This window comes from Stenotrophomonas sp. YJH_SMC_53 (genome assembly GCF_059369995.1).
Map to the genome: position 1 here is coordinate 182,557 of NZ_JCAFTF010000003.1, position 23,777 is coordinate 206,333.

Consider the following 23,777-nt stretch of genomic DNA (forward strand, 5'->3'; position numbering starts at 1 on the left):
ACGCATGAATGACCTCGCCACCGGCGCTGATCGCCTGGATCTGCTGCGCACCTTCCTGCGCATCGTCGATGCCGGCAGCCTGTCTGCTGCGGCCCTGCAGCTGGGCACCACCCAGCCGACGGTCAGCCGACGCCTGCAGGCACTGGAGCGGCAGCTCGGCCTGCGCCTGCTGCAGCGCTCCACCCATGGCCTGCAACTGACCGAGGACGGCCTGCGCTGCCAGCGTCATGCGCAGCGCGTGGTCGACGAATGGGAGTCGCTGCAGGCCGAGCTGAACGGCGAACCGGAAACGCTGCGCGGACGCCTGCGGGTGATGGTGCCGCACGCCTTTGGCCAGGCGCAGCTGCTGCCTACCATGCTCGCATTCCTCGCCCAGCACCCGCAGCTGAGCCTGGAGTGGATCCTTGAAGATCGTCGCCCGGATTTCATCGCAGAAGGCATCGACTGCGCGGTGCGGGTGGGCCCTGTCGACGAACCGCGCATGGTTGCACTGCCGCTCGCAGAAGTGCCGCGCATCGTCGTGGCAGCGCCCTCGCTGGTGGACGCCACGGCGGTCAGTACGCCGGAACAGGCACAGTCACTGCCGTGGATCTCGCTGGTCACCTACTACCGCGAACGCCTGCTGCTGCATGATGCGCAGGGCCGGGCGCATACGCTGTCAATCAGCCCGCGCCTGCTCAGCGATAACCTGTTCGTGGTACAGCAGGCTGCACGCGCCGGGCTGGGCGCAGCGGTGGTCTCGGCCTGGCTGGTGGCCGACGACCTCGCACAAGGGCGGCTGGTGCAGCTGCTGCCGGACTGGCAGGCACCGGCACTGCCGGTACACGTCGTGTTTCCTGCCGCGCGCCAGCAGCCGCCACGGCTGCGCGCCTTCATCGATGCGATGAAGGCCGCACTGCCGCAGTTGCACGGCATGCGGCCGGCACCGCGCTAGGTCACCGGCCCCATCATCCACGCATGGCGTGGATTTCGTTCAAGACCACAGGGTCAGAGCCCTTCCCGTTGAGAAGGGATCCGACCCTGTCGATCATTGCGCCTTCGCAGCCTCGGCATTCCACGCCGCGACCTTGGCCTTGGTGTCGGCCAGCATCTTGTCCAGCGCGGCGCGGTCATACACGTTGCCGCGCAGGATCACGCTGTCGATCTTCTCGGTGGCGGCGATGTCCTGCAGTGGGTTGGCGGTCAGCAGCACCAGGTCGGCGGCCTTGCCCCGCGCGACATCACCGTAACGGTCCATCTGGCCAAACCAGGCCGGGCCGGAACGGGTTGCGGCCGACAGCGCCTGCGGCGCGCTCAGGCCCTCCTTCACGAACAGCTGCAGTTCCTGGTGCAGGGCGATGCCCGGGAAGTTGAACGAGTTGAGGAAGCCCGCATCGGTGCCGGCAATGATCGTCACGCCCGCCTCCTGCAGCAACGGCAGCACGGCAGCCACCTGGTGGTACTGCGCGTGGCGCGCCTCGATCTGTGCCGGCGTCGCCTTCGCCGCGCGGTCCACGCGCCACTGGTAGGTCGCGCGCAGGCCCGGGCCGATGTAGGCCAGGTACGGATCGTTGGCGTGGTCATCCTGGTCCAGGAAATCGAGGATACGGCCACCGTTGAGGGTCGGGGTCACGAATACGCCGCGCTTGGCGAAATCACGGTAGGCGTGCATCGCGGTGTCACGGTCGAAGCTGGCGTCGAGGCGGCGATTGGCTTCCGCGCGGTCGATGCGGCCGGCGCCGAAGTCGGCGGCGATCTTCGCTTCGTCCTTGCTGCCGGCCTTGAATGCGTAGTCCAGGTGCTCGATCGAGGCCAGGCCGGCATCGACCGCCTGCTCCACCGTCAGCGCCATCGGAATGTGGCCCGAGGCCTTGAAGCCGGCCTTGCGCGCTGCGCTGGCCGAATACAGGAACAGATCCGGCTTCAGCGTGCTGTCGGTGATCTTCACGAAGTCGACCCTGTCGTGCTGCAGTCGGGTGATCGCGTTGTCGACGTCGGCCTCGCTGCCCACTTCGATCGTGCCCTTCCAGACCGGCTTGATGCCTTCGATCTTCGCGCCCGAGCTGAGCAGGCGCGGGCCGAACAGCGTGCCCCTGGCGATCTCGCCACGCCACTGCAGCACCTGCTCGGGCAGATCGCCCGAGCAGTCACGCACGGTGGTGATGCCGTGCGCGATGTACAGCGGCAGCAGCGCCTTGTTCTCTTCGATCAGCGCCGGGCCGCCACCGAAGTGCACATGCATGTCCCACAGGCCCGGGATCAGGTATTTGCCCTTGGCATCGATCTGGCGGGCCGCGCTCCACTGGCCGCGCAGCTGCGCGTCCGGGCCCACCGCGACGATGTCCTCGCCGCGGATCACCACGCTCTGCCCGGCCCGCGTGCTGGCGTGCTCGACGTCGACCACGATGGCATTGCGGATCAGCAGGTCGGCGCGCTCGGCAGCAGATACCGACAGCGGCGCCACCGCAAGAAGGATGGCAAGGGACAACGGGCGGGAACGGAACATGATGGACAGCATCCTGGTAGGCACGGCCAGCGTGCGGGTGGAAGGAGTAGCGGTTCAGCGCGCCGCGCCGTGCTGGCGCAGCAGGGTTTCAATGCCGGCATAGCCACGCTGGCGCGCGTGCGCCAGCGGCGTTACGCCATCGCCATCGGCCAGCTCCGGGTCGGCACCGGCCTCCAGCAGCAGCTGCACGATCTGCACATGGCGTTCACCACCGTCGCCAAGCAGGATCGCTTCCAGCAGCGCGGTCCAGTGCAGGCGGTTGACGTGGTCCACCACCACACCTGCACGCAGCAGCATGCGCACGGTGCTGACGTGGCCGCGCTCGGCGGCCGGAATCAACGCAGTGCCCCCATAGCGGTTGGTGCTGCGCAGATCGGCGCCGTGCGCCAGGGTCATCGCCAGGATCTCATCCAGGCCGCGCGCGCCGGCATACAGGTAGGCACTGTCCTGCAGCGCATCCTTGGCATTGACGTCCGCCCCGGCCTCGATCAGTTCGCGCGCGGCATCCACGTTGTTGCCCTGCGTGGCCAGCAGCAGCGCCGTGCGGCCCTGGCCATCGTGCGCCTCCAGATCAGCACCTTCGGCCAGCGCGCCGCGCACCGCCTCGGCATCGCCGCGGCTGGCGGCATCACGCAGGCGCGCGTCTGCGTCGGCTCTGGAGGTGGCAGTGCAGGCAGGGGTGACCATGGCCAGCAGACACAACAACAGCACGCGCGTGAACGGTGCAGGCCAGCCAGCAGGGCAATGGAAGCGCATCACGGTGTCTCCTTTTCTCCATCGCCGCAGGGCGATGGTCGCAGGGGCCGCGCATTGCCGGCCCCTGCCCCGCATGGTAGAAGTCGGCCTGGGTATCCAGAAGTGAAATGTTCAAATGCAAGACAGTGCCAAATCGAATAGAACCCTGTTCGAACTGGACCTGCTGCGGGCGCTGGTGATGGTGGCCGACTGCGGCAGCTTCACCACGGCGGCCACGCGCCTGCATTCGACGCAGTCCACGGTCAGCCAGAAGGTACGCCGGCTGGAGGAACTGGCCGGGCATCGCCTGCTCGAACGCGGCCACCGCGACGTTCACCCCACCGACGCCGGCCACACCCTGCTCGGCTACGCGCGGCGCATGCTCGACCTGAACGAGGAAATGGCACAGGCGCTGGCCGGCGCGACGGTGGAGACCGCCGTCCGCATCGGCGTGCCGGAGGACTTCGTCAACCCGCAGACCACGCGCATGCTGGCCGCCTTCAGCCGCCGCCACCCGCAGGTGAAACTGGAGATCAGCAGCGGCCTGAGCCGTGACCTGGCGCAGGGCTTCGACCACGGCGAGCTGGACCTGGTGCTGGTCAAGCAGCGCCGCAACAGCCGCCAGGCGGTGCATTGCCGGCGCGAGCCGATGCACTGGATCGACAGCCTGCGCAGCAGTTGCCTGCAGCAGGACCCGCTGCCGCTGGTCACCTTCCCGCCGCGAGGGCTGTACCGCGACGAGATGATCCACGCCGTGGAAGCGCTGGGCCTGCGCTGGCGCATTGCCTTCACCAGTTCGTCGCTGAGTGGCATCCAGGGCGCGGTGGCTGATGGCATCGGCGTCAGCCTGCTGCCGCGCCGCGCGGTCACGCGCGAGCACCGCATCATCGATGGCGAGCGCGGGCTGCCGGTGATCGACAACTACGAAATCGGTCTGCTGCATCGTGCCGATGCCGATGATGCGGTGCGGGCACTGGCCAGCGAGCTGTGGCGGCAGGTACAGCGCGAACCGGACTGACCACAGTGGATCCACGCCACGCGTGGATGCCTTTCGCGCATTGATCATCGATATCTGATCAATCTTGCCGCACGGCGGGCATCATCGCCTCGTACAGTGCCCCCTGCTTCCGTGCTCCACGGCGCCTCGCCATGTCCGACCAACCCCCGACGCGATTCGATCCCCTGCCTGCAGCCCTGCAGACGCACCTGCAGCACCAGCGTGCACGGATCGCCTCACGCGTGGCCGCCAGCTTCCCGACGTTGCCGGTGCAATGGCCGCTGGCCACCAGCACATTGCAGCGCGTGGTCGATGCCGAACTGATCGATCGTGACGACTGCGGCGGCTGGGAAGCGCTGGGCGTGGCGTTCGGTGACACTCTGGCCCAGCGCGTGCCGGGCCTGGCCTGGATGCAGGTCACCGATGCCTGGGGCATCGATGCGGTGCTGCGCTATGCCGACAGCAGCCTGCAGATCGGCGCCAGCACCCTGCTGCTCAAGCGCGTGGAGCAGGGCGAGGTCATCGACATCGCCCATCTGCTGGCGTGGCTGGAAGAATTCGTCGCTACCCGCGCCGACGATTACGCCTGAAAGCCGCCGGGCATGGCTCGGCGCTACAGAGGTTGGCGCGGCCTGGATCTACAGCCAGCGGCCGTCCACCACCACGCGTCGCTCCACCGGCACTGCGGCCACGGCCGCCGGACCGTGATCGGCGCGCACCGCCACGAAGGTGGCCGGCAGGCCTTCGGCAATGCCGTGCTGCGGCAGCCCGATCGCCTGTGCAGCATGGGTTGTGACCATGTCCAGCGCCAGCATCAGGTCGGCATCGGTGTAGAAGCCCGAGCGGTAGCCCAGCAGCATCGCCCGCTGCAGCAGATCGCCGTTGCCGTAAGGCCACCAGCAGTCGCGGATATTGTCGTTGCCGCCGAACACGCGCACGCCCACATCATGCAGTGCACGCAGCGGCGGAAACGGATGATCCCCCGGCGCGTTGCTCATGATCGCTACGCCCGCCGTCGCCAGCGCCTCGCCCACCTGCAACGCGCGCGCCAGCGGCACTTCGCCCAGCGAGTAGGCATGACTGACCGCCACCCGCCCCTGCAGGCCAGCGGCCCGGGTCCGCGCGGCAATGCGCAGCAACTGGGCCAGTCCGGTTTCGCCGGGCTCGTGCAGGTGGATGTCCAGGCGCACGCCATAGCGCTCGGCCAGGCCGAACAGCAGTGCCAGCTGGCCTTCAGCATCGCCATCCAGCGTGGTCGGGTCGATGCCTCCCAGCACCTCCACGCCCGCTGCAAGGGCCTGCTCAAGCACGGCGGCGGTACCCGGACAGGACATCACCCCGGCCTGCGGGAACGCTACCAGCTGGATGCGCATGAGGCCGGCACAGCGGAGCGAGGCCTCGCGTACCGCCTCGAGATGACGCAGGCCCGTGCTGCCGTCGATGTCGACGTGGCAGCGCATGGCCACCGTGCCGAAGCTGCTGCACTGGCGGATCAATGCCTCGGCACGGTCCACCATCGGCGCGGCACCCGCTACCGCGGCCTTCTCCACCGCCAGCCGCTCACGCAGGCTGTTCACCGGCTGATGCGGGTGCCAGCGGTCGCCGACAAAACTCTTGTCCAGATGGATGTGGCCGTCGACCAGCCCGGGCAGGACCGCGAAGCCCTGCAGGTCGATGCATTCCGCCCCGTCGGCCGGCGAGGCCTCGCCATTGAGGCCACTGATGCGGCCGTCACGGATATGGAAATGCAGTGGCGCGCCGTAGCGGTCTACACCGCCATGGACGAACTGAAGCGTCATCGGAAACTCCCGGAAAGCCAAGTCATGACGCCATCCTGCGCGCCCGCGCTGCCATCGGCCAACGAAATATCTGGATGCCACATATTCACCAATCCGATGAACGCGGTTGCGACGGGGCTCGCAGCCACGCCGTGCACACGCCTGAACGGGTACCATAGGCACCTGTTTCCGCTGTGATGCCGCATGGGCCCGTCCGACCGCCACGATCGCCTCCGCCGCTGGCAGGCCGCGTCCCTGCTCGCTGCGGCCCCGATCGCCAGCCTGTCCGCCACCGATGCGGCCGCCACCGCGCCGCTGCAGGCGCCGCCTGGCCAACAGCGCATCGCATCGGCTGCCCTGGTCGAGCGGTTGCACCAGCGCGTGCTGTCCGGGCAAAGCGCCACCGCCACCCTGGAACACTGGTGCGCCGAACACGGCCTGGCCGAACAGGCGCGGGTGCGCGCGGTGCGTGTGCACGGCCAGGACAAACCTGCCCCCGCCGACGTGCTGCAGGCGCTGGGCGCAACGCCACCGGGCACCGCCCTGCGCTACCGCCGCGTACAGCTGGTCTGTGGCAGCCGCGTCCTCTCCGAGGCCGACAACTGGTACCTGCCGGACCATCTCAGCCCGGCCATGAACCAGGTGCTGGACAGCACCGACGAACCCTTTGGCCGCGTGGTCGGCCCGCTCGGCTTCCAGCGCCAGACCCTGGCCGACCAGACGTTCTGGCCACCGCGTGGCGAAGGCGACGACGGTGTGGTCCTGGAAGTGCGCGCGCTGCTGCGCGATCGCCAGCAGCAGCCCTTCAGCTATGTCATCGAGTCGTACCTGCAACAGGCGCTGCCCTAGGCGACCGCGCGCGCCATCACCGCGGTGTCTAGACAGCAGAAGGCCCGGCATTGCCGGGCCTTCTGTCTTCCCGCCCGGTCAGCGGAACCGGTAGTCCAGCTGCAGCCAGTATTGGCGGCCATACGGGTCGTAGTTGCCGACCGGGTAGAACGGCCAGCCGCCCCCGTTCCTGTCTGCCGGCGGGCGGCTGTCACGCACGTTGTTGACGATCACGCCCACCGACAGGTTCTCGCCGAACTGGCGGAACACGCTGGCGTTGTAGGTCATGTACGGCGCGATGCGGCCACTGCCATCGGTCTTCGGCAGTGAACCGAAACGATTGCCGTACAGCGTGGTGGTCCAGTCACCCTGGTTCCAGGTGATGCTGCCGTTGGCCTTGCTGCGCCACTGGTAATCATCCAGCGAATTGCGGATGTCACGCTCCGGATCATCGGAGAACTGCCGGTACTTGTGCTCCAGCACCACGGTGTAGGCCAGGCGCGTGGTGAAGCGGCCATAGCGGCCGGCATCGAAACGCCAGTTGCCCTTCAGGTCCAGGCCACGCACCGATTCGGAGGCCGCGTTGATCGGATTGATCAGCACGCGGGTCACCTGGTCCGGCTGCACGGTGGCATTGGACGGATTGCGGATCACCCGCGACAGTGCGTCCTGGCACAGCGGTGAACCGATATCGCGCGCTTCGCCGCCCAGCGTGCGGCCCAGGCGGCAATCGGCCTCGTCACGCAGGATACGGCTGGTATCGAGGCTGGTCACCTCGTTGTCGATGCGGATGTCGTAGTAGTCGGCGCTGAAATCCAGCCCGGACAGCGGCGACCAGACCACGCCGAAGCCGTACGACTTTGCGGTTTCCGGCTGCAACTGTGCGTTGGCGCGGTTGCTGTAGTCGATCGACAGGCCGTTGTAGTCGCAGTTGTCGTACGACTGGCCTGCAGTACGGCAGCGCCAGTAATCGGTCATGCCCGGGTTGTAGCCGCGGGTCTCGGTGGCGAACACGTAGTTCATGTCCGGCGCACGGAAGCTGGTCGCAGCAGAGCCGCGGATCAACAGGCTCTCGATCGGGCGGAACTCGACGCCGAAGCTCCAGGTCGCCTTGCCGATGTGCTCGCCGCCTGCGCGGTACTGGTCGTAGCGGCCGGCCAGCGTAGTGGTCAGCGATTGCAGCAACGGCAACTGCAGTTCAACGCCGGCCGCATAGCGATCGCGATCACCCCCGGCACCGATACCGGCGCTGGTGTTCCAGAACTCGCCGGTGCCCAGCCGCGGGTCCGGGCGGTTGCGGTAGCCCTGGCTGCCGGCCTCGACCACTGCGGCCAGCGCAGCATCGCCGCCCGGCAGTGCGAACAGGCGGCCATTGACACTGGCACTGAAGGTCTGCAGCCACGCCGCGTTGCGACTTTCCTGATAGTCGGACAGGCCCGCATACTCGTTCGGAGTCAAAGGCTTGAACAGGCGCACCGGGTCCGGCGCATAGACCTCCACGCCATTGCGCACGCCCAGCTTCGGGCCCAGCAGGTACTCGTTGATGCCGGCCAGCAGCACCGGGCGACGGGTCCGGTTCTCGTAGCGCGACCGGCTGTAGACCGCCTCGTAGTCCCAGCCGCTGTCGCCGATCTGGCCGCGTGCGCCCACGTTGAACGACCACGAGTTCTCCAGGAACCGATTGGCATTGCGCGGCAGGCCACCGATTTCTTCCGGCGCGAAGCGGCGGTACCAGCTCTCCAGGTTCCCGCTGTTCTGGTTGTAGAAGTAGTTGCGTGAGGACGTCCAGGTCGGCGCGCGCGTGTTGTTGTAGATGCGCGCGCTGCCCACGGCGACATCGGCGAACAGGTCGGTGGTGTCGTTGACGTGGAAGGTCAACAGGCCATAGCCATTGAGGTTGCGCTTCTGGGTCTGCACGGTCCAGTAGCTGGCGGCGGCCTCGTTGCTGCCGCAGTACCAGCCCTGGCGCGGGTTGTTGGCACGGAACACGCTGCCGCCATAAATGCCCGACGCTGCGTCGCAGCCGCTCACGCCCGGATCGATGTTGCGGCCGGTGGCAGCATTGCGGCGATAGGCGATCGCGGTCGCCTGCGGCGCCTTGCCGGCCGGATCATCGTCCAGTGAATCCATGAAGTCGCGTTGGCGCGCGTGGATCGCCTTGCGCACGTCGAACTCGAAGCCGAACAGCGCATCCCAACGCTCGCCGGAACTGCCACCGACCACCTGCGCACGCTGGTTGTCACCCCCGCCCTGCTGGGTGCCGCCGGCGCGCACGTTCACGTCCACGCCTTCAAAGCGGTCCTTGAGGATGATGTTGACCACGCCGGCGATGGCATCGGAGCCATACACCGCCGACGCACCCGCGGCGAGCACCTCGATGCGCTCGATCAGGGCGCTGGGAATGTTGGCGAGGTTGACCACGTTCACCGAGCCCTCGTAGGCCAGCGGGTAGTCGGCCTGGCGGCGGCCGTTGACCAGCACCAGCGTGCGGTTCGGACCCAGTCCACGCAGGTTGATGGTGTTGGCGGCCGGCGTGAACGTATTGCCGAAGTCCTCGCCCTGCACGTTGCCGGTGTTCTCGGTCAGCGCGCTCAGCGCGTCGAAGGCATTGCGGTAGCCCTGCGCATCGATCTGCTCGCGGCTGATCACCGTCACTGGCGAGGGCCCCTCGACACTGGCACGGGGAATGCGCGAGCCGGTGACCTTCACTTCCTGCAATGTGGTGGGTGCGCTTTCCTGCGCGAAGGCCGGCAGCGAGACCAGCATCAGGGACGACAGCGCGAGCACCAGCGGACGCGGGCGCAACGCCTTGTGGGAGGCGGACATGGGCTTCCTGGGGGAGTGGGCGGGTGGTACGGGGGAGCCGTGGCCTGTGCGGCACATAACGATCCCGTAACGAAAGTGTCCTGAATGGGTGGTTTCAACGGAAATGACCAGCCCTGATGGGCTTATGCCTGAACCGAATCAGACGGACCCACGGCACCGCCACACTTTTGCAATGAATTGCATGGTCTGGCGCGTTTCCGATACGCATCGTGCATGGATGACCAACCGCGCCACCTACACTCACCTCGCCCCGCTGCGCCCCGTCCTGCGCCGCCACCTGCTGCACCTCCAGGCAACGCCCATCACCCTGCGTTCCTTCCAGCGCACCGATCTGCCGCGCTGGCGCACCTTCGACGACCGTCGCCAGCGCGGCCAACGGCCTTCCTACGGCATTGATGAAGAGGCCCGCTTCCTCGCCAGCGTCCATCGTTCACGCCTACAGGAAGACAACGATCTGCTGGTACTGGGCGTGTTCGACGACGCGCAGGGCATCCTGCACGACCAACTGCATGTCCGCCTGCAGTCACTGCATTCGCGCTGCGCAGAACTGCAGTCGCTGCAGCACCGCAACGCCCATCCACAGGCCGCACTGCGCGCGCTGTGCCCGTTCCTGTTCGACAATGTCGGCCTGCATCGCATCTTCGTACTGCTGCCACCGGGTTGCACCACCCCTTTCGCCCAGGCACTGCAGGCCCTGGGCTTCATGCGTGAAGGCATCCTGCGCGACTACCACCTGGACGCCGAGGGATGGCATGACCGCCAGTTGCTGGCGCTTACCGCGCCAGCGTGGCGCAGCCACCTGCAGCGGATCGGCTAGCGCACCCGCTCCAGTGCCGCACCCGCGCCGGTCAGCACCGTGCAGGCGTGATCCTGCAGTTCTTCGCCGCTGGCATCGTTGCCGCTGGCGGCATCCACGCGGGTGGCCAGCAGGATGAAGCCGGGGCCACCCTGCACGTCATCGCGTCCGGCCACCACCAGGCTCCACTGGCCCACATCGCCCACGCCGCTCAGGCCATAGGCCAGCAGGTTGAGCGGATTGGCGGTCATTTCCGCACCGGGCAACAGATAGGCCTGGTACTGATGCCCGCGCAGAAGCACCGGCAACGGTGACCAGCGTGGCCCCAGGGCGCCGGCGTGTGCATCCAGGGCCTGCAGCACGTCCGTGCGCAGGCAATCGACATGGATATGCAACTGGTGCTGCGACCGTCCGTGCGGTGAGTTCAGCGCCAGGCTGGCTACGTTGCGCGGTAATGGCTGGCCCAGGGCCTGTTCGGTGTGCGCGCGCGCCTGCCAGGCGGCCGCGAAATAGTTGGGCGCCCCACGCTGGTAAAGACCGCGGTTCTCGATGCCACTTACCTTGTCCAGCGGCATCAGCAGGAACTGGTAGTCACCGTGTGCATCCTTGACCAGCACGTCACGGCGGCCGGCCGCCGTCTCCACCCGCAGGCAGCTGCCGCGCGGGCCGTCAGCTGCCTGGCAGTCACGCTCGATCAGGCGCCACAGCGCATCGGAATGGACGGGCGGCGGAGGCGGCGCGCTCGCACAGGCGGACAACAGCAGCAGGGGCGACAGCAGCAACGAGCGCAGGGACACGGCGGCGACTCACGGAACAGGCACGGCAGGCGGCGCCGCACTGCATTCTAGCCAGCGCGGTGCTGCAATCAGTAGGTGCCGAACGGCACTTCAACCACGATCGGAGCCACGCCCTCGCCCGCCTGCAGGGTGTAGCGGTCCAGTGCGCCATCATCTTCGGCGTGCGGCTGGCGCTGGAAATGCAGGGGATAACGGTCATCACCCAGGCGCACGGCGCTGCCATCGGCCTCCAGCGCGGCACCTTCGGGAATCAGCAGCCCCCCCAGGTCGCTGTAGGCCCCCGGCACATCGGTGAAACCATAGTCAGCCAGTTCATCCACGCGCTGCATCGCATAGACGTGCGGCAGGTAGGGGCGTGCCGGGCTGCGGCCATTGCTGAGGTCGGTCACCCAGGCCTGTGGCAGGTGGTATTGCTCGCGCAGTGCGGCCACGCCCAGCGACGGGCTGGCCACCTGCAGGCAGCACACCGCGCGCTTGCCCTCACGATCGACAATGGCGAATCGATCGCCGCGGGTGGCGGCCTGCGGCAGCATCGCGAACGCCAGGTTGCGCTGGGCGGGTGCGTAGCCTGCCTCGGTCTGCAGGTTGCGCCAGGCACCGAACACCGGCGCTTCCGCAGCGGCGTCCGGCGTCGGCTCGATGGCAGAGGCGGCAAACGCCACGCCCAGCACCGACACTGCCAGTACTCTTCTCGCCCTGCGCTTGTCGCGCAAACTGCCTGCCGTCATAGCGTATCCAACACCTGCACCGGAATGGCCCGGCCTGCCCGCTGGCGTGCTGCCAGCCATCCCTCCCACTATGCAATGACCACGCTGTGCCGGCAATGACCGGAGTGCTGACGCCTTTCGCGCGACGGGTGCTATCGTTCCGCCATCTTCCCTGCGCAGGAGCGCTCGCATGTCCGCCTTCCGTCTGTCCCTGTTACTGCCTGCGTCGGCCCTGCTGCTGTCGGCCTGCGTCAGCACCCCTGGCCCGCAGGTCAAGGGTACCGGCCACTGCGATGCCAGCCAGCTGGGCTGGGCAATCGGCCAGCCGGCCAACGAACCCAACATCCGCCGCCTGTCCAGCGAGAGCGGCGCCGGCCTGGTCAACCCGATCGGCCCCAGCACCATCACCACGAAGGACATCCGCCAGGATCGCCTGCGCGTGTACGTGGACAAGGACAACATCATCACCGCTACCCGCTGCGAGTAGGCGCTGTAGAGCCGAGCCCATGCTCGGCTGCGCTTCCGTGACAGCCGAGCGCAGGCTCGGCTCTACAGCTCAGGGTTCGGTATACCCCGCGCAGTCCGGCAGCGCCTGGTCGGGGTGGAACACCCCATCATTGAAGCGGAACAGCCGCGTGTAGCTGCATGCTGGGTCCTGCTCGGTGCGCAGGTCCTTCTTCTTCAGCGGGCCCTTGGCCAGCGAATCCTCGAAACGCGAAACGCCCGCCGGAAAGCGGGTTGCCACCGTCTGGTAGCGCAGCACCGGCATGCCCTCGGCCACCGGATCCAGCCCGAGCCTGGCCGAGAACCCGTATTCGTCGTGGCAGGCGCCTGCGCGCTGCTTCATGTCCTGCTCGCTGAAACACGCACGGATCATCGCATTGCCCAGCCATGGCACCGTCAGCACGTCGTCGTCCACCTGGATGTCGTCCTGCAGGTGGCGCACGCGTGCCAACTGCAGCGTGGACGCGTCGGCACCTCCACCGGAGTACATGGTGCTGAACTTGACGATGCCGCCTACCAGCACATTCTGGTGGGCGCGCTGCTGCGGGTCGGTCACCGGCTCATCGCTGCCGATACCCGGAGCCAGGCGCACGATCCACGGCCACAGCGACAGCTCGCTTTCCTGCGGCACGTCGATGCTGACGTGGTAGGTATGCGCTTCGCTTTCGCCGGCCACCCGTTCAGAGACTTCCAGCGTCGTTGGCCGATCACCGTCCTCGGCCACCGGTTGCACACGCACGCACCAGACACGATCAAGCGTGCAGTACTGCGTGCGTACTTCGCCCTGCCCGCCCTGTTCCAGCACCTGCCCCAGCGGTTCCATCACGTTGCCGGCGGCATCGCGCTGCTGCGGCAGGATAGAAGACTGCGCCAGCACCAGCAGCGGGGTCGCCAGCAATGCAGCGCACAGGGCGGCGCGGACGGGAATGGAAGGCATGGGCGGCTCCTGTGGCTGGGATTCCGATGGTAACCGTTACCCGGACGGCGGCGGACCTGCCCGGCATCGCCCTTGTAGCGTCGAGCCATGCTCGACTGCTGTCTGTCGGGAAGAGCAGCCGAGCATAGGCTCGGCTCTACATCATCCGCAGTCGCAGCCACCCCACCCTTTTTCCTTCGAGGTCTGGCCAATACCCGGGTTGAAGGTATTGCTCGGGTCCAGCTGCCGGTAGAAACCTGCCAGCGCCGGCTTGGCCGGGTACAGGTGGCCGACGTTGTGCTCGGCCGGATACTCGGCGCCACGCTGGTCCAGCAGCGCCCACATCGCATGCTCGATCGCCACCGGGTCTTCGCCCTTGCGCGCGATGTAGTCCTGGTGGAACACGTGGCACAGGAAGTGGCCGTAGTACAGCTTGTGCAGCAGGCGGCCGTCGATATCGGCCGGCAACTGCTCGAACCAATCCGTATCGTCGCGGCGCAATGCGATATCCAGCGCGACGATGTCCTGCACCTGCTCACGATGCACTTCACGATAGCGGACTGCCGCACCGGCCACCGCGAAGCGATGCAGGAACGCCTTGCGTCCCTCCTCGGCCGTGCAGTGGAAATAGCCGCCTTCGTGCCCGGCGAAGAACCCGCGCAACCAGGCCTCGGTTTCCGCAGCGTCCTGGGCAGAGACCTTCAGCAACAGGTGATGCTCGTAGCGTTGCCGGAACTCGCCCATGCGCTTTGGCAGGTGCGAGGGCAGCAGGCCGGTCAGCACCTGCATCACCCGGTCGGTCACCCCGCGCAGGCCCAGCCGTTCGAACCAGCCATCGACGCGGCTCTTCAATGCGAACGCCGCGGGCACACGGGAGGTACCGAGGCGATCGATCAGCAGGAAGCTGTCCTTGCCGTAGCGCTCGCCGATGTCATAGGCATCGCGGTGAATGTACTCGCCCGCGATCGGCAGGCGCTCGAAGCCGGTCAGCAGCTGGCGACGGATCGCGGTGAGGCTGTCGGTGCGATTGCTGCCGATATAGAAGACCTCGGCAGCCTCCTTCTCGAAGGTGTCCAGGCGCACCGCGAACACTGCCAGCTTGCCGGCAGATCCCGCTGCCTCGAAGTGGCGGCTGGGATCCGCATTGAAGCGTGCGGGAGTATCGGCATCGACTTTGCGTACTTCCTCGGCATAGCGTGGATCGGAAGCCGCACGGCCGTCGCCATCGCCCACGTCGGCGGCCGTGTAGTCACCGGCCTGCAGGCGCTGCAGGATCTGCTCGGGCGTATCACCCAGCGCGATGCCCAGATGGTTGACCAGCTGCAACTGGCCCTGTGCATCGACCTGCGCATACAGCGCCAGCTCGGTGTAGGCCGGGCCACGTCGCACCAGCGCGCCACCGGAGTTGTTGCAGATGCCGCCCAGCACCGAGGCGCCGATGCAGGACGAGCCGATCACCGAATGCGGTTCGCGACCCAGCGGGGCCAGCGTCTGCTCCAGGCGGTCCAGCGTGGCACCGGGCAGGCACAGCACCTGGCGGCCTTCGTTCAACAACTGGATGCCGGTCAGGCGCAGCGTGTTGACCAGCACGATCGGCCGGCCATAGTCATCGCCGTCCGGGGTCGAGCCGCCGGTCAGGCCGGTGTTGGCCGCCTGCAGGATGATCGCCGCACCGCCCTGCACCGCTGCCTGCAGCACGCGCCACAGTTCCAGCAGCGTCCCCGGGCGCACCACCGCCAGCACTGGGCCATCGCCAAAACGGTAGCCGCGGCGGAAGCGGCGCGTAGCCTTGTCGCCGGTCATTACATGGCGATTGCCGACCGCATCGCGCAACTGTGCCAGCACGGCGTCGTGGCCGCTCATGGCAGGCTGACCAGCGAGTCGCGGCCGATGTCGGCGATGCGGCGCGCACCGGTCAGGGTCATCGCCACGCGCATTTCCTTGGCGATCAGGTCCAGCAGGTTGGCCACGCCGGCCTCGCCCTGCGCGGCCAGCGCATAGATGAAGGCGCGGCCCAGCAGCACGGTATCGGCCCCCAGCGCCAGCATGCGCACCACGTCCAGGCCAGTGCGGATGCCGGAATCGGCGAGGATCTTCAGGTCGCCCTGCACCGCATCGGCGATGGCCGGCAACGCACGTGCGGTGGATAGCACGCCGTCCAGCTGGCGGCCACCGTGATTGGAGACCACGATGCCATCGGCACCGAACTTCACCGCATCACGCGCGTCATCCGGGTCGAGGATGCCCTTGATCACCATCGGGCCCTTCCAGAATTCGCGGATCCACTCCAGGTCCTTCCACGAAATGGAGGGATCGAAGTTGCTGCCCAGCCAACCGATGTAGTCCTCCAGCCCGGTCGGGTTGCCGCGGTAGGTGGAGATGTTGCCGAGGTCATGCGGGCGGCCGAACAGGCCCACGTCCCACGCCCAGTGCGGATGGGTGATGGCCTGGCCGATACGGCGCAGCGAGGCATTCGGGCCGCTCATGCCCGAGTGTGCATCGCGGTAGCGCGCGCCTGGCACCGGCATGTCCACGGTGAACACCAGCGTGGTCACGCCGGCGGCCTGCGCCCGCTCCAGCGCGTTGCGCATGAAGCCACGGTCGCGCAGCACGTACAGCTGGAACCACATCGGCCGCTGGATGGCCGGTGCCACTTCCTCGATCGGGCACACCGACACCGTGGACAGGGTGAACGGGATGCCGCGGCTGTCGGCCGCGCGCGCCGCCTGTACCTCGCCGCGCCGCGCATACATTCCGGTCAGGCCGACCGGCGCCAGCGCCACCGGCATCGCCAGTTTTTCGCCGAACAGCTCGGTTTCCAGGCTCAGGTCGGACATGTTGCGCAGGATGCGCTGGCGCAGCGCGATGTCGGACAGGTCGGAAACGTTGCGCTTCAGCGTGTGCTCGGCATACGCGCCGCCATCGATGTAGTGGAACAGGAACGGCGGCAGCCGGCGTTCGGCAGCAGCACGGTAATCGGTGGAGGCGGAGATGATCATGGGGTCAACCGTGGGGGGAAGGCAGGCGCGAGGCCCGCGCACGCCGGGCTTCGTTGTCATCGAGGGTGCGCAGCGTGGTGTGCACGAACTCGAGGTGGGCATGCGCGGCGGCGCGCGCGCGTTCGGGGTCGCCGGCCAGCACCGCATCCATCATCTCGCGGTGCTGGTCGGACAGCGGCGAGAAGGTCCTCGCCGAGGTGTAGAGCTTTTCGCGGCTCTGCGAGATGTTGGTCTGCAGCAGTTCGAACAGCCCGCGCATCACCTGCAGCAGCACCAGGTTGTGCGAGGCCTCTGCGATGGACAGGTGGAAGGCCGCGTCGGCCTCCGCCTCGCCGGTGGGGTCGTCCTTGCCGTGCGCGTCCATCATGGTCTGGAAGGCCTGTGCGATGCGCGCGCGGTCCTCGTCGGTGGCACGCAGCGCCGCATGCCAGGCGGTGGCACCTTCCAGCGCGTGGCGGATCTCCAGCACGTCGAAGCGGTATTCCGGGTCGCCCTGGAACAGCGGCAGGTACGGCGCCAGCGGTTCATCCAGCGCCTGCCGCGCGCGTGCCGCAGGCTCGGCCACGTAGGTGCCGCCACCGATCCGTGCGGTCAACAGGCCCTGGCTGGCCAGCTGCGCGATGGCCTCGCGCAGCGCGGTGCGCGAGACCCCCAGCTGCACCGCCAGGGTGCGCTCGGCCGGCAGCCGGTCGCCCGGCCGCAGCTGTTGTTCCTGCACCAGGCCGCGCAGCTGCGCAGCCACCTTGTCCGAAATACGTTGCGTGCTCATGGCGCCATTGTGGCCCGAAGCGCGCAGCGGGTGGTCGGCCAGCCGCGCATGGCTCAGGGAATCATCCAGGTCAGCCAGTAAGCCTGGGCCAGGGTGATCAGGCCGACCATCGTGGTGAAGATCAGGCTGTGCTTGACCGTGAAGCGGAACAGATCCGACTCCTTGCCGGCCAGGCCGACCGCCGCGCAGGCAATGGCGATCGACTGCGGTGAGATCATCTTGCCGGTGACACCGCCGGTGGTGTTGGCCGCTACCAGCAGCACGTCGGACACGCCGATCTGCTGTGCGGTGGTGGCCTGCAGTGCCGAGAACAAGGCATTGGACGAGGTGTCCGAACCGGTCAGGAACACGCCCAGCCAGCCCAGGAACGGTGAGAAGAACGGGAACGCGTCGCCGGTATGCGCCAGTGCCAGGGCCAACGTGGCAGACAGTCCCGAGTAGTTGGCGATGAAGGCGAACGCCAGCACCATGCCAATCGAGTAGATCGGCATGCGCAGCTCACGCACGGTCTCGCCGAAGGTCTGCAGCGCCGAACGTGCAGGCATGCGCAGCACGATGATGGCAATCACCCCAGCCAGGATGATCGAGGTACCGGTGGCCGAGAACCAGTCGAACTTGTAGATGGCGTCATAGCTCAGCGGCGCATCCACGATCGGTGGCATCTTCTGCACCAGCTGGTCCAGGCCCGGCACCGGGATCTTCAGCACCCAGCCTTCCAGCGGACCGCCCGCCGCGAACAGCGACTTGAACGGCTTGATGCTCCACAGCGTGACCATCGCGGTGAGGATCAGGAACGGCGACCATGCCCTGGCGATCTGGCCGACGCTGTGGCGCGGTGCCTCCAGTGGCTGTGCGGCCGCCTCGGCGCTGGTTTCGGTGTCGAAACGGAAGATCCGCACCGGCTTCCAGCGGCGCAGGAACAGGGTCAGGCACACCAGCGACGCCAGCGACGCGGTGATGTCCGGTAGTTCCGGGCCGATGAAATTGGAGGTCAGGTACTGCGCGATGGCGAACGAACCACCCGCAACCAGCACCGCCGGCCAGGTCTCCTTGATACCGCGCCAACCATCCATGATCGCCATGATCCAGAACAGCACGATGATGGTCAGGAACGGCAACTGGCGGCCGGCCATCTGGCCGATCTCGAATGCGTCCAGGCCGGTGACCTGCCCGGCCACGATGATCGGAATGCCCATCGCGCCGAACGCTACCGGCGCGGTGTTGACGATCAGGCACAGGCCGGCGGCATACAGCGGCTTGAAGCCCAGCCCGACCAGCAACGCTGCGGTGATCGCCACCGGCGCACCGAAACCGGCCGCCCCTTCCAGGAAGGCGCCAAAAGCGAAGCCGACCATCAGCATCTGCAGGCGCTGATCTTCGGTCACCGAGAGGATCGAGGCCCGGATGATGTCGAACTGCCCGGTCTTGACCGAAACTTTGTAGAGGAACACCGCACCGATGATGATCCATGCGATGGGCCACAGGCCGTAGACGAAACCGAAGCCGGCCGCGCCCAGCGCCTGGGGCACCGGCATGCGGTAGAACAACAGGGCCACGCTGAGTGCGATGGCCACGGTGATCGTGCCGGCCAGCCAGCCCTTCATGCGCAGCACTGCCAGGGCAACGAAGAAGAACGCGATCGGCAGCAGCGCGATCAGGCTCGACAACCACAGGTTGCCGGCGGGGTCGTACAGGTGTTGCCAGGGCTGCATGAAGACTCTCGACTGGAAACGGAAGGGGCCCACCGCAGGCGGTGGGTCGCCGTGGCCGTCGATCATTGGTATTACCATTAATGATCGCGATCAGACCACTTGCAGCGGATTTAACCGCTACTCCGACGAAGAGCCTATTAGACCATAGGGCTAGCCTTCATATTGGTCCGACCATTAGAGCCATTATGGTGCCGGCCGCTGGCCGACAACTCGACCTTCCCTACGAGATCCGTTTCTCCAACCGCCGCATCACCGCCAGCACCAGCACGCACAGCACGCTGACCCCGATCGCGATCACGTACTTGCTGATCCCCACCGCAATCCCGATCGCCGCCGCCATGATCAGCGAACTGGCCGTGGTCAAGCCGCTGACCTGGTCCTCGCGTGAGCCGCGCAGAATGGTGCCAGCGGCCACGAAGCCGACACAGGCCACCACCGCTTCGATCAGGCGCACCGGATCAACCTGCAGCAGATCGCGGTAACGCTCCTGCTGGAAATGCTCGGCCACCGAGTCGCCAAGACCGACGATCAATGCCGCCGCTCCGGCAATGAGCATGTGCGTACGCAGGCCGGCGGCGTGCTTGCCCATTTCCCGCTCGACACCGAGCACACCGCCGAACAGCATCGCTGCGGCTACGCGCAGCAGGATCGAGACATCCTGGGTGAGTTCCATGGGCAGGCTCCGGGTATTTCCCCGAGCGTCGCGTGGCATGCGTGGCACAGAGGTGAAGACCCCCCCACAGTGCGTTCACCCAGTAGCGCCGGGCGATGCCCGGCGACGCCGCAACCCGCGTTCAGCGCATCACTGCGCGAGGTAGCCACCATCGATGGCGTAGTACGTGCCGGTCGCGAACGAGGCATCGTCGCTGGCCAGCCAGGCTACCAACGCGGCCACTTCCTGCGGCGTACCCAGCCGCTTCAACGCGTGCCGCCCTTCCAGCGTGGCGCGCACCTTCGGGTCCATCTTCTCCAGCAGTGGCGTGCTGATGAAGCCCGGACCCACCGCGTTGACACGGATGCCGTCAGCCGCATGTTCCCACGCTGCGGTCTGGGTCAGCCCGACCACGCCGTGCTTGGCCGCCACATACGCGGTGGAGCCGGCATAGCCCACCTGGCCCAGGATCGAGGCCATGTTGATGATGCTGCCGCCCGTGCCTGCAGCGCGCATGGCCTGGATCTGCGCACGCTGGCACAGGAACACGCTGGTGAGGTTGACATCGATCACGCGCTGCCAGCCATCAATCGGATAGTCGCCGCTGCTGGCCGCCGGCCCGCTGATGCCGGCGTTGTTGACCGCAACGTGCAGGCCGTCGAGTTCCTTGATCGTGCGCTGCACCGCTGCCTCCACCGCCGCCTCGTCGGTGACGTCCAGCGCGATGCCGATGGCCTGTGCACCCGAATCGCGCAACTGCGCCACGGTGGCATCCACCGCATCCTGCTTCAGGTCCCAGACCGAGATACGGGCACCGGATGTGGCCAGTGTCTGGGCCACGGCCAGGCCGATGCCCGACACGCCGCCGGTCACGATCGCGGTCTTGCCGGTCAACTGGTAATCAATCATCTCCATTCTCCATCGGTGGGGGTATCAAAGTGGCCTGCAACAGCCAACCCACCCACCCTACGCGCACGCCCGTGATGGTCGGGCTGACATCGCATCTCCAGATCGTTCCAGCCATGAAACCTCAACTGAAGTTTATGTATGGAACTACGTACGGATATGCGTGCAAAACGCCGGCGTATGTTCTTCGGCATTTTCACTTTGGCCGTAATCGCCAATCGTTTTGACCTTATCGAAGTCAAAAGCGCGCGAATCGCGGCGACAATGGGAAACGCTTCCAGATTCTTCGACACATTCAATTCAACCTGTGTTTGCGCAGAGCGATGTCCCGATATTTCACTTTTGCTGATTACCGCCAGTTCGGCGAACGCCATGGCTACGACTACCGGATCGAAGGGAGTGAACTGCGCGACGACCAATGGGCAGGGCGTGGCGACGTCCACGAACAGTCACTGCGCGGTGGCCTGGGCCTGATCGCCTCGGACGTGCACAACCGGTTCACCTACACGGCCACCGCTGTGCACGGTGCCGGCCTGACCATCCGCCTGATGCTTCAGGGCGAAGTGGATGTCCAGTTTCCTCGTCGCAAGGGGTTCACCCTGCGCGCCGGCACAGGCATGACCACCAGCCACCATGAACCTGTGTCGATGGCCGGGCTGCATCCCGGTGGCAGCCACCTGCGTGGGGTCAGCTTGAGCGTACCGGCCGATCTGGACGTGGACATGCTGCGCCTGCCGGCACTGCAACGGGTCCTTCATTCCCCTCTGCAGTGCCGCCACTGGGCCATTCCGCATGCCTTGCTGCCGACGCTCGCCCAATTGTTCGACAGCCCCTGGCAGGACGACATCGATGCGCTGTGGCGCGAAGGCGTGGCCCTGCAGGTGTTGGCCGTCGGCCTGCAGGCCGAGGATATGCAGACCGAGCATATACGCACGCTGCGCGCCGGCCAGCGCGAGCGGCTGGAGCGAGTGCGCAGCTATCTGCATGACGACCCCAGCCATGCCCACAGCCTGATCGAACTGGCCCAGCTGGCCTGCATGAGCCCCAGCTCCTTGCGCCGCCATTTTGCCCAGCAATATGGAAGCTCGGTGTTCGACTACCTGCATGAGCAGCGCATGCGCCATGCCGAACAGGGCCTGCGCGAAAACGGATGGACCGTCGAGCAGGCTGCCGCCGCCAGCGGCTACCGCCACCCCAGCAACTTCGCCGCCGCGTTCCGCAAGCGCTTCGGCCTGGTCCCCAGCCGCTGGCGTACGGGTCCCTCGAAGGTCGGCTGAAAGCCTCTGCCCGGTAGGTGTCGACCTTGGTCGATCGGCATGCCATGGCCCAGCTTTGGTAGGTGTCGACCTTGGTCGACACGCTCCTGCGCCATCGCCGATGCCGGCCAGCGGCCGGCACTACCACGTGCTACCAGGCACGGCCCGGCGTCACCCTGCGGGCCTCAATACACCGGCAGATCGATGTAGCTGGCCTGCGCCGCGCTGTGCCACACGCGCTGCGTGGCCTTCTGGTAATCGCCCGGCTTGGCCAGGTAGATGTTCGGCACGTAGGTCTGCGGGTTGCGGTCGTACAACGGGAACAGGCTGGACTGCACCTGCACCATCACCCGGTGGCCCTTCTGGAACGTGTGGTTGGCGTTGGGCAGGTCGAAACGGTACGGCAGCACCTGGTTGGCGGCCAGCGGCTTCGGATCGCTGAAGCTCTCGCGGTAGCGGCCACGGAAGATCGCCAGCGACACCGGCAACTCATAGCCCCCCATTTCCGGCGTCGACGCTTCCTGGTCCGGATACACGTCGATCAGCTTCACCACCCAGTCGCTGTCGGTGCCGCTGGTCGAGGCCTGCAGGTGCACCACCGGCGCGCCGCCGATGCGCAACGGCGCGGTCAGCGGTTCGGTGATGAAGGTCAGCACATCCGGACGACCATCGACAAAGCGCTGGTCCTTGACCAGCCAGGTGGTCCACATGTCGCGGTCACCGAAGCGGACCGGGCGCGGCACGAACGGCACCGGCTTGGCCGGGTCGGACACGTATTCCTCGAAGTCGCCCTCGCCCGCCGCCGGTGCCTGGAACGCCAGCTTGCCGCCGGCGCGCAGATACAGCGGCTTGCTGCTGGCGGCACACCCCTTGTCGCAGCTGCGCGGCCAACCCTTCAAGCGGTCCCAGTGGTTTTCGCCGGTGTTGTAGATCAGCACCGGTGGCGTATCGGCCTTCGGCGCGCCATCCACCAGGTACTGGTCGAAGAAGGGCTTGAGCACGTCGCGGCGGAACTGCAGCGCGGTATCGCCGTCGAACTTCAGCGCACCCAGTTCGCTGCCGCTGTAGTTCACTTGGCTGTGTCGCCACGGGCCCATCACCAGGTAATTGCGGTTGTTGCCGCTATCGCGTCCTTCCATCGCCTGATAGGCGTGGTTGGCACCCCACATGTCCTCCTGGTCCCACAGGCCCTGCAGCCACATGGTCGGCACCTTCAGCGGTGTCTTTGCCATCACCGCGTCCAGCGCCTGGCCCTGCCAGAAGCCGTCATAGGCCGGATGCTCGACCAGCTTCTTCCACCAGGTCAGCTGGTCCACGCCGGTGAAGCGCGCATAGTCACCGGCCGAACCGATGCGCAGGAAGGTGCTGTAGTCGTCGTAGCCGAGGCTGGGCAGCGGCGTACCCTTGCCGCGCTTCTCGGTCTGCATGGCGAAGTAGTTGAAGTTGACCTGGCGGAACGCACCGTAGTTGAGCCAGTCGTCGCCCATCCAGCCATCGACCATCGGGCTCTGTGGTGCGGCCACCTTCAGTGCCGGGTGCGGGTCGGTCAGCGCCATCACCACGGTGAAGCCCTCGTACGACGAGCCGAGCATGCCGACCTTGCCATTGCTCTCCGGTACGTTCTTCACCAGCCAGTCGATGGTGTCCCAGGCGTCGGTGGAATGGTCGACTTTGGTGTTGTTCAACGGCCCGCGCAGCGGCCGGGTCATCACGTAATCACCCTCGGAACCATACTTGCCGCGGATATCCTGGAACACGCGGATGTAGCCGCCGTCGACAAACACCTCGTCACCCTGCGGCAACAGGTCGCGCATGCGCGGCGAATCACTGCGGCTGGCGCGACCGGCAGCATCATAGGGAGTCCGGGTCAGCAGGATCGGCGCATTGTGGGCGCCCTTGGGCACCACGATCACCGTATACAGCCTGGTGCCATCACGCATCGGCACCATCACCACGCGCTTGTCGTAGTCGCGACCGACATCGGGGGCAACGAACGGCTTGCCGCTGATATCCGGGGTCATCGGCGGGGTATCGGCGGCCAGCACGGTGCTGGACAGGCAAAGGGCAATGGCTACAGCGACGGCACGCACACGCATGGACAACCCCTCCCGGCA

General features: G+C 66.9%; 21 protein-coding genes. 7 read left to right on the forward strand and 14 right to left on the reverse strand.

Annotation, left to right across the window (positions count from 1 at the left end; translation table 11 throughout):
- Nucleotides 1-4 precede the first annotated feature (4 nt).
- Nucleotides 5-934, forward strand: a complete 930-nt coding sequence (locus AC5P7X_RS06050; RefSeq protein WP_005417015.1) for a LysR family transcriptional regulator — start codon at nucleotides 5-7, stop codon at nucleotides 932-934.
- Between the two features lie 93 nt (nucleotides 935-1,027).
- On the opposite strand, the gene AC5P7X_RS06055 is transcribed toward AC5P7X_RS06050, so the two are convergent.
- Nucleotides 1,028-2,485: an amidohydrolase family protein gene (locus AC5P7X_RS06055; protein ID WP_053499570.1), complete on the reverse strand. Its 1,458-nt coding sequence runs from the start codon at nucleotides 2,483-2,485 to the stop codon at nucleotides 1,028-1,030.
- 54 nt (nucleotides 2,486-2,539) lie between these two features.
- On the reverse strand, nucleotides 2,540-3,241 hold the full coding sequence (locus AC5P7X_RS06060) for an ankyrin repeat domain-containing protein (RefSeq protein ID WP_253136457.1): 702 nt from the start codon (nucleotides 3,239-3,241) through the stop codon (nucleotides 2,540-2,542).
- 115 nt (nucleotides 3,242-3,356) lie between these two features.
- On the opposite strand from AC5P7X_RS06060, the gene AC5P7X_RS06065 reads away from it, so the two are divergent.
- Nucleotides 3,357-4,238, forward strand: a complete 882-nt coding sequence (locus AC5P7X_RS06065; protein WP_070489899.1) for a LysR substrate-binding domain-containing protein — start codon at nucleotides 3,357-3,359, stop codon at nucleotides 4,236-4,238.
- Nucleotides 4,239-4,369: 131 nt separating this feature from the next.
- Nucleotides 4,370-4,807: a DUF3806 domain-containing protein gene (locus tag AC5P7X_RS06070; RefSeq protein WP_346607719.1), complete on the forward strand. Its 438-nt coding sequence runs from the start codon at nucleotides 4,370-4,372 to the stop codon at nucleotides 4,805-4,807.
- A gap of 48 nt (nucleotides 4,808-4,855) precedes the next feature.
- Here the strand turns inward: AC5P7X_RS06070 and AC5P7X_RS06075 are convergent, their stop codons facing one another.
- Entirely contained in the window at nucleotides 4,856-6,016 is a 1,161-nt protein-coding gene (locus AC5P7X_RS06075) for an amidohydrolase family protein (protein ID WP_346607718.1), read from the reverse strand.
- A 183-nt stretch (nucleotides 6,017-6,199) separates the two neighbouring features.
- On the opposite strand from AC5P7X_RS06075, the gene AC5P7X_RS06080 reads away from it, so the two are divergent.
- Complete coding sequence (locus tag AC5P7X_RS06080) at nucleotides 6,200-6,844, forward strand: hypothetical protein (RefSeq protein ID WP_171957403.1); 645 nt, start codon at nucleotides 6,200-6,202, stop codon at nucleotides 6,842-6,844.
- Between the two features lie 78 nt (nucleotides 6,845-6,922).
- Here AC5P7X_RS06080 and AC5P7X_RS06085 read toward each other — a convergent pair whose 3' ends face one another.
- Nucleotides 6,923-9,649, reverse strand: a complete 2,727-nt coding sequence (locus AC5P7X_RS06085; protein WP_206620539.1) for a TonB-dependent receptor plug domain-containing protein — start codon at nucleotides 9,647-9,649, stop codon at nucleotides 6,923-6,925.
- A 217-nt stretch (nucleotides 9,650-9,866) separates the two neighbouring features.
- Between AC5P7X_RS06085 and AC5P7X_RS06090 the strand changes: the two genes are divergently transcribed.
- A complete protein-coding gene (locus tag AC5P7X_RS06090; protein WP_425520243.1) occupies nucleotides 9,867-10,466 on the forward strand; it encodes a GNAT family N-acetyltransferase in 600 nt (199 codons plus the stop codon).
- On the opposite strand, the gene AC5P7X_RS06095 is transcribed toward AC5P7X_RS06090, so the two are convergent.
- Both AC5P7X_RS06095 and AC5P7X_RS06100 read right to left on the reverse strand, forming a co-directional pair.
- A complete protein-coding gene (locus AC5P7X_RS06095) occupies nucleotides 10,463-11,242 on the reverse strand; it encodes a CDP-diacylglycerol diphosphatase (RefSeq protein WP_053499550.1) in 780 nt (259 codons plus the stop codon). The genes AC5P7X_RS06090 and AC5P7X_RS06095 overlap by 4 nt on opposite strands.
- Nucleotides 11,243-11,310: 68 nt before the next feature.
- Nucleotides 11,311-11,970 carry a hypothetical protein gene (locus AC5P7X_RS06100; RefSeq protein ID WP_032954259.1) on the reverse strand — a complete coding sequence of 220 codons (660 nt, stop codon included), beginning with the start codon at nucleotides 11,968-11,970 and terminating at the stop codon, nucleotides 11,311-11,313.
- Nucleotides 11,971-12,139: 169 nt separating this feature from the next.
- Between AC5P7X_RS06100 and AC5P7X_RS06105 the strand changes: the two genes are divergently transcribed.
- On the forward strand, nucleotides 12,140-12,436 hold the full coding sequence (locus AC5P7X_RS06105) for a hypothetical protein (protein ID WP_005417035.1): 297 nt from the start codon (nucleotides 12,140-12,142) through the stop codon (nucleotides 12,434-12,436).
- Between the two features lie 69 nt (nucleotides 12,437-12,505).
- On the opposite strand, the gene AC5P7X_RS06110 is transcribed toward AC5P7X_RS06105, so the two are convergent.
- The 7 genes from AC5P7X_RS06110 to AC5P7X_RS06140 form a co-directional block, all read right to left on the reverse strand.
- Nucleotides 12,506-13,390 (reverse strand): hypothetical protein, encoded by an 885-nt coding sequence (locus AC5P7X_RS06110; RefSeq protein WP_065185745.1) that lies wholly within the window; start codon nucleotides 13,388-13,390, stop codon nucleotides 12,506-12,508.
- A gap of 141 nt (nucleotides 13,391-13,531) precedes the next feature.
- Complete coding sequence (gene dld / locus AC5P7X_RS06115) at nucleotides 13,532-15,232, reverse strand: D-lactate dehydrogenase (RefSeq protein WP_053499555.1); 1,701 nt, start codon at nucleotides 15,230-15,232, stop codon at nucleotides 13,532-13,534.
- Nucleotides 15,229-16,368 carry an FMN-dependent L-lactate dehydrogenase LldD gene (gene lldD / locus AC5P7X_RS06120; protein ID WP_053499557.1) on the reverse strand — a complete coding sequence of 380 codons (1,140 nt, stop codon included), beginning with the start codon at nucleotides 16,366-16,368 and terminating at the stop codon, nucleotides 15,229-15,231. The genes dld and lldD overlap by 4 nt, the downstream gene beginning before the upstream one ends.
- Nucleotides 16,369-16,372: 4 nt before the next feature.
- Nucleotides 16,373-17,137: a transcriptional regulator LldR gene (lldR, locus tag AC5P7X_RS06125; RefSeq protein WP_495214622.1), complete on the reverse strand. Its 765-nt coding sequence runs from the start codon at nucleotides 17,135-17,137 to the stop codon at nucleotides 16,373-16,375.
- Nucleotides 17,138-17,190: 53 nt separating this feature from the next.
- Nucleotides 17,191-18,849, reverse strand: coding sequence for an L-lactate permease (gene lldP, locus AC5P7X_RS06130; protein ID WP_206620535.1), 1,659 nt, complete (start codon nucleotides 18,847-18,849; stop codon nucleotides 17,191-17,193).
- A gap of 220 nt (nucleotides 18,850-19,069) precedes the next feature.
- Nucleotides 19,070-19,522 (reverse strand): MgtC/SapB family protein, encoded by a 453-nt coding sequence (locus AC5P7X_RS06135; RefSeq protein WP_005413774.1) that lies wholly within the window; start codon nucleotides 19,520-19,522, stop codon nucleotides 19,070-19,072.
- A 129-nt stretch (nucleotides 19,523-19,651) separates the two neighbouring features.
- Nucleotides 19,652-20,410, reverse strand: a complete 759-nt coding sequence (locus AC5P7X_RS06140; protein ID WP_053499559.1) for an SDR family NAD(P)-dependent oxidoreductase — start codon at nucleotides 20,408-20,410, stop codon at nucleotides 19,652-19,654.
- 320 nt (nucleotides 20,411-20,730) lie between these two features.
- Between AC5P7X_RS06140 and AC5P7X_RS06145 the strand changes: the two genes are divergently transcribed.
- Complete coding sequence (locus tag AC5P7X_RS06145) at nucleotides 20,731-21,684, forward strand: helix-turn-helix transcriptional regulator (protein ID WP_053499560.1); 954 nt, start codon at nucleotides 20,731-20,733, stop codon at nucleotides 21,682-21,684.
- A 164-nt stretch (nucleotides 21,685-21,848) separates the two neighbouring features.
- Here AC5P7X_RS06145 and AC5P7X_RS06150 read toward each other — a convergent pair whose 3' ends face one another.
- Nucleotides 21,849-23,759, reverse strand: a complete 1,911-nt coding sequence (locus AC5P7X_RS06150; RefSeq protein WP_053499562.1) for a CocE/NonD family hydrolase — start codon at nucleotides 23,757-23,759, stop codon at nucleotides 21,849-21,851.
- Nucleotides 23,760-23,777 lie beyond the last annotated feature (18 nt).